Annotated in this window: 3 protein-coding genes; 2 read left to right on the top strand and 1 reads right to left on the bottom strand. The window is 68.9% G+C overall.

From position 1 onward, the window contains the following. On the top strand, positions 1 to 1,750 hold a 1,750-nt coding region (locus ACFWXQ_RS32645), incomplete at its 5' end, for a tetratricopeptide repeat protein (RefSeq protein WP_386269760.1). Continuing rightward, positions 1,747 to 2,121: a hypothetical protein gene (locus tag ACFWXQ_RS32640; protein WP_383943187.1), complete on the top strand. Its 375-nt coding sequence runs from the start codon at positions 1,747 to 1,749 to the stop codon at positions 2,119 to 2,121. The genes ACFWXQ_RS32645 and ACFWXQ_RS32640, both read left to right, overlap by 4 nt. Positions 2,122 to 2,456: 335 nt before the next feature. Here ACFWXQ_RS32640 and ACFWXQ_RS32635 read toward each other — a convergent pair whose 3' ends face one another. Continuing rightward, positions 2,457 to 5,858, bottom strand: a complete 3,402-nt coding sequence (locus tag ACFWXQ_RS32635) for a S8 family serine peptidase (RefSeq protein WP_386269780.1) — start codon at positions 5,856 to 5,858, stop codon at positions 2,457 to 2,459. Between the last annotated feature and the right edge of the window lie 187 nt (positions 5,859 to 6,045).

Here is a 6,045-nt window from a genome sequence, read left to right as displayed (position 1 = left end):
GATCGCCGACATCTTCGAGCAGCGGGGCGAAGTCGACGAGGCATTGCGGATCCGCCGTGAGGTCGAACTGCCGGTGTACGAGCGGATCGGTGACACCTACTCGGTCGCGATCACCTGGGGAAAAATCGCCGACATCTTCGAGCAGCGGGGCGAAGTCGACGAGGCATTGCGGATCCGCCGTGAGGTCGAACTGCCGGTGTACGAGCGGATCGGTGACACCCACTCGGTCGCGATCACCTGGGGCCAGATCGCCGACATCCTCCAGCAGCGGGGCGAAGTCGACGAGGCATTACGGATCCGCCACGAAGTAGAACTGCCGGTGTACGAGCGGATCGGTGACACCCACGCGGTCGCGATCACCTGGGGAAAAATCGCCGACATCCTCCAGCAGCGGGGCGAAGTCGACGAGGCATTGCGGATCCGCCGCGAAGTCACCCTGCCGGTGTACGAGCGGATCGGTGACCCCCGCTCGGCCGCGATCACCTGGGGCCAGATTGCCGACATCTTCGAGCAGCGGGGCGAAGTGGACGAGGCATTGCGGATCCGCCGTGAGGTCGAACTGCCGGTGTACGAGCGGATCGGTGACACCCGCTCGGTCGCGGTCACCTGGGGCCAGATCGCCGACATCCTCCAGCGGCGGGGCGAGGTGGAGGAGGCGCTGCGGATCCGCCACGAAGTCACCCTGCCGGTGTTCGAGCGGATCGGTGACACCCACTTAGTCGCGGTCACCTGGGGAAGGATCGCCGACATCCTCCAGCGGCGGGGCGAGGTGGAGGAGGCGCTGCGGATCCGCCGCGAAGTCACCCTGCCGGTGTTCGAGCGGATCGGTGACACCCGCTCGGTCGCGGTCACCTGGGGCCAGATCGCCGACATCCTCCAGCAGCGGGGCGAGGTGGAGGAGGCGCTGCGGATCCGCCGCGAAGCCACCCTGCCGGTGTACGAGCGGATCGGTGACACCCGCTCGGTCGCGGTCACCTGGGGAAAGATTGCCGACATCTTCGAGCAGCGGGGCGAAGTGGACGAGGCATTGCGGATCCGCCGTGAGGTCGAACTGCCGGTGTTCGAGCGGATCGGTGACACCCGCTCGGTCGCGGTCACCTGGGGCCAGATCGCCGACATCCTCCAGCAGCGGGGCGAAGTCGACGAGGCATTGCGGATCCGCCGCGAAGTCACCCTGCCGGTGTACGAGCGGATCGGTGACACCCGCGAGGTCGCGGTCACCTGGGGCCAGATCGCCGACATCCTCCAGCGGCGGGGCGAAGTGGACGAGGCATTGCGGATCCGCCGCGAGGTCGAACTGCCGGTGTACGAGCGGATCGGTGACACCCGCGAGGTCGCGGTCACCTGGGGAAAGATCGCCGACATCTTCCAACAGCGGGGCGAAGCAGACGAGGCCCTCGAACTGCAGCTCAAGCGCTTGGAAGTCAATGAGCAGCTCGGCGACGTGGAAGGCATCGCGGCAGCCAACTGGGACCTTGCGCGAATCTATCTGAGTCGCCAGGATCTCGACGCGGCGATGCCGAGGCTGGTCACCTCGTTTCAGCTCCTTCTGAAGCTTCAACGGCCGGATGGCATCGCGGTCGTCGGGGCTACGTTGGGGCAACTTCTGCTGACCGCAGGTGAACGCGGGCAGGCCCGACAGGTGTTTCAGACGAGCCGAGCCGCTGCCGCCAAGATCGGCTTCGCGGACGCTGTTGACCACCTTGATGAGCTACTGAAGGCCACTGGCGACGGAAACGAGGAATCATGATCATCGAGTTTGTCGGAGCGGACGTCGAAGCCGCCGGGAAGAGCGTCGCCGCATTGACCTCGAACTGGGGCTACCAACCCGAACCAGCTCCGACAGCGGAACCGGCGAACGATCCGGACACCAAAGGCGTCGATCCCGTCGCGGTGACGTCCCTGCTCGTGTCCATTCCATCGGCCATGCTCGCGGTCGCAGACATCGCCGACCGTATTCACAAACGGCGCCGCGCCAGCGAGCTCATCGAACGCGCCCAACAGCTCGCGGCTCAGCAGACAGCAGCACGGCTCGTACGTGAAGACCGCTCTGTCGATCTTGCCACTCTCACCCCCGACCAGCTTCTGGACCTCATCGCAGACGAACCTTCAGCAACCTGACCCCAGGGAACCCAGCACGATGGCCCGGATCCGGGCCGCCCGGCCCAACGAACCCAGGACCGCGACAGTCCGCAGGAGAGGGCCGTGTGTCAAGGAAATGGAAGCGCCGCCACAACACCACCCACGCCGAGATCCGCTCCCTCGGCGATTGGTCCATGCTCACCCTCAAGGACTGACGCATCCTGCGAAAGCTCCGCTGCAGCACCAACCGAATCAACAACGTGGTGAAGGCCGTCCTCGTCCTTCACCACGCCTCAGCGTGAGGTTGGAAAATGCTCAATGGTCCGCCGGAGCGTTGAGCACCGGCGGACCATTCAGGGCACGCCGCGTTCTTGCTACTTGCCGAAGTACGCGTCGTACACCGTCACCGACGACTTGTTGCCCTGCCTGTCGGTGATGTTGGCCCGGAAGGAGATGGACTTCGCCTTCGCGGGGTTCTTCACCGTGATGCCTCGGTTCTTGACGGGCGCCTTCTTCCAGGTCGTGCCGCCGTCGTACGAGACGTACACGGCAAGCGACTTGAGGTTGTCGCCCGCCGCAGCGCCCTGGATTGTGACCGGTATGGCCGACTGCCTGTCGGCGGGGGCCCGGCCCGTCAGGTCCGTCTTTGCTGTGAAGCGGGCTGTGGAGATGGGGAGTTGGGTTCGCGCAGTTGACTTCTCCGAGCGGAACGTCCAGGTCGCGTCCACGCGGGTTGATGTGGTGGCGAGGGCGGGGGCCCTGCGGACCGACGTCGTCAGGCGGTAAGTCGCCGCGTCCGACGGGACCGTGAAGCCCTCGCCGTTGCCGTTCAGTGCGTCGGAGTTCTCCGTGAGCCTCTCGCCGTTGCGGTAGAGCGTTGTTGTAACGGCGGAGTATCTCGTCCAGCCCGCATGGCCGTCGCCGTCCGCGTGCAAGGGGAGGTCCCCGGTGATCGTGTCGCCGTCCCTGGAGATGCCCTCGGTCAGGCTGAGGCGCGGGCCAAGTACGCCTGTGTTGAAGCGTGTCCCGTATGTGGCGCCGCCCTTGAAGGTTCGGGGCTCGTCGAAGGCGTAGTACGACTCGGTGGGGGCGGTGCCCTCCTCGTCAGGGGTGCCGGACTGCTCGAAGGCGATGTCCCACTTGGTGTTGTCCAGCGTGGAGAGGTGGACCGTGCGGGTGCGGGGGAGGTCCTGCGGGTCGGTGATCGGGGAGATGCCGCCGAGTTCCGGGAAGTAACCGGCCACGTAGAGGCGGCCCTGCTTGCCCGGTGCCGACGCGCCCATGCCGACCTTGACCGTGGCCAGGTCCGCGGGGCGGAGATGCCTGCGGTAACCGGTCGCCAGCTTCCGGGTGTTGCCACCCAGCATGACGTCGTACTCGGTGTCCGTGCCCCCCTGCCACACGCCGATCCACTGCTGGTTCAGCGCGCCGGTGGTGACCTCCGGGCCCAGATGCGCCGTACGGAGGCTGTCGAACGTCTCGACGTCCACGCCGGTCTCTACGTTGTAGCCGTCACCCGCGTACCAGTACCTCGGCGCCACCCACGTCGGCTTCGCCGCGCCGTCCGGCACCGTGATGTCGACCGGCTTCGCCGCGCGCGCGTCCGCCGTCACCGTCATTTCGCCGGTGACGTCCAGCCGTGGCTGGACCAGCCAGTCCGTGCCCGCGCGGGAGTCCTCCGGGTCCTCGGAGATCGTGGTGTCGAAGAGGTAAGTGCCCTTCGGGAGGCGGACCTTGACCGTGCCCGACGCGTCGTGCGGTTCGCGGTAGCTGCCCTGCGCCGCGCCGGTGATGCCGGAGAGGAACGACCAGTAGTCGGGCGTCGGCCGCCCGTCCCGGCCCACGAACTTCAGCGTCACGTCGTACGCCTCGGCCTCCCGCTTCACCACCGCGGCGGTGCGCACGGACTGGCCGCCGTCCGTCGCCACGACGTACGCCGCATACGTGCCGTCCAGCGTTCCGCCGAGCCTCGTGTCCGTCGTCAGGCTCACCGAAGCCCTGCCGCCCGCAGGGACGGCCAGCGTCCTCGCCCCGAGCGTGAAGAAGCCGGCCGGGGCGGGCTCGCCCTCCGGGTCGGCCGCCGTCACCGCGAGGTCGAGCGTGACGTCCGTCGTACCGAGATTCCGGTACGTGATCTCCTTCGCGACCGGGGTGTCGTCGGTGTGCGGCCACTGCTGCTCGCCGAAGTTCACGGACACTGGCTCGGCGACCACCGTCTGCGCGAGGGCCCGGTCGACGGCGATTCGGCCCGAACCCTGCTGGTACGGCCGGTAGTTGGCGCCGCCGATCGTCGAGGCCGTCAGCGCGCCCTTGAGTTCGGCGTACGTCCAGTCCGGGTGCCGCTGCTTCAGGATCGCGGCGGCGCCCGCCACATGCGGGGCCGCCATCGACGTACCGGAGATCGTCAGGTAGCCCTCCGGATTCTGGCCGACCTCCTGCTCGATGACGCTCCCGGGCGCCGCCGCGGCCGTGATGTCGACGCCGGGCGCGGTGACATCCGGCTTGATACCGCCGTCGCCGACGCGCGGACCCCGGCTGGAGAACTCGGCGAGCTTGTCGTCGCCGTCCACCGCGCCCACGGTGAGCGCGGACTCCGCGCTGCCGGGGGAGCCGATGGTCTGCTCGCCGGACTCGCCGTCGTTGCCCGCAGACACGGCGAAGAGGATGCCCTTGTCGGCGGAGAGTGTGTTGATCGCCGTTTCGAGGGGGTCGAGATCGGGGGTGTCGCCGCCGCCCAGGCTGAGGTTCACGACGTCGGCGCCCTGCTCGGTGGCCCACTCGATGCCCGCGAGGATGCCGGAGTCGTCGCCGGAGCCCTCGTCGTCGAGCACCTTGCCGTTCAGCAGTTCGGCGCCCGGCGCGACGCCCTTGAAGGCCCCGGCCGACTTGGCGCCCGTACCGGCGGCGATGGACGCGACATGCGTGCCGTGGCCGTAGCGGTCGGTCGCGTCGGGGGACCGGGTGAAGTTCCTGGCGGCCACCACCTGGTCCTTCAGGTCCGGGTGGGCCGCGTCGACGCCCGTGTCGAGGACGGCGATCCGGACGCCCTTGCCGTCGTACCCGGACGCCCAGGCCTTGTCCGCGCCGATCTGGGGGACGGACTTGTCGAGGCTCGCCCTGCGCACGCCGTCCAGCCAGATGTGGGCGATGCCGGACGCGGTCCGCGCGTTGCCGCCCTGCGCGTCCGTGACCGCCGCCCACAGGCCGGCCGGGTCCCGGGTGCTGACGGCCTCGGCGTTCAGCGACTTCAGCGTGCGGCGGACCTCGGTGTCGTCCGCCGCGCGTACGTCCGCCTTCGCCGCCCTCGCCGTGCCCTGGTAGCCGACGATCACCTTCAGGCCCCGCCCGTGGGAGGCCCGGAGCGCCTTCCCGGTCAGCTCGGTGACGTCGAAGAGCCGCCGGTCGAGCCTGCCCGAGGCGATCAGACGCTGTGCGTCGGCCGGCACGACCAGCGAGTGTCCGGACCCGGACTCCGTGAGCGTGCGGAACGCGATGTGCTCGCGGCCCTCGGCGCGCTCGACGCCGAGGACCCGGCCCTTCGCGTCGACGGCGACCCGGTCACCGGTGATGAGCGTGACGCGATGCGCGACCGGCCCCTTCGAGACCGGTCCTTTCACGGCCGCGCTCGCCCCGGCCTTCGCGGTCTGCCCAACCTCCCCGGCCTCCGTAGCCTGACCCGCCGCCGTGGACCCGCCCGCCGACGCCGGGCCGGTCATGCCCGCCGTCAGCGCCACCGCGGCCGCCGCGGCGACCGTGGTGGCGTACGCCCTCTTCATCTGTCTGTTCACGTCTCCCCCTGGAGATGACAGCACTTCCCCGCGAACTCGGTTTGCAGGGACGGAAGTTGGTACCTCTGAAGGGACGTGAGTGGTCAGGCGGACAGTTGCCTCCCGGGGGGAAAGTCCATCGCGCGTACCGCTCGGTCCCGGTCGCCGGCACCTGAGAGGGACCGGCCCGCGGCTC

This window comes from Streptomyces sp. NPDC058697 (assembly GCF_042715345.1).
Lineage (GTDB): Bacteria > Actinomycetota > Actinomycetes > Streptomycetales > Streptomycetaceae > Streptomyces > Streptomyces liliifuscus.
The sequence above is the reverse complement of the archived record's forward strand: the minus strand, read 5'-3'. Positions and strand labels throughout refer to the sequence as shown.

Coding starts and splice junctions, on each gene's coding strand:
- ACFWXQ_RS32635 (WP_386269780.1), bottom strand. CDS start 5,858: ATGAAGAGGGCGTACGCCACCACGGTCGCCGCGGCGGCCGCGGTGGCG.
- ACFWXQ_RS32640 (WP_383943187.1), top strand. CDS start 1,747: ATGATCATCGAGTTTGTCGGAGCGGACGTCGAAGCCGCCGGGAAGAGC.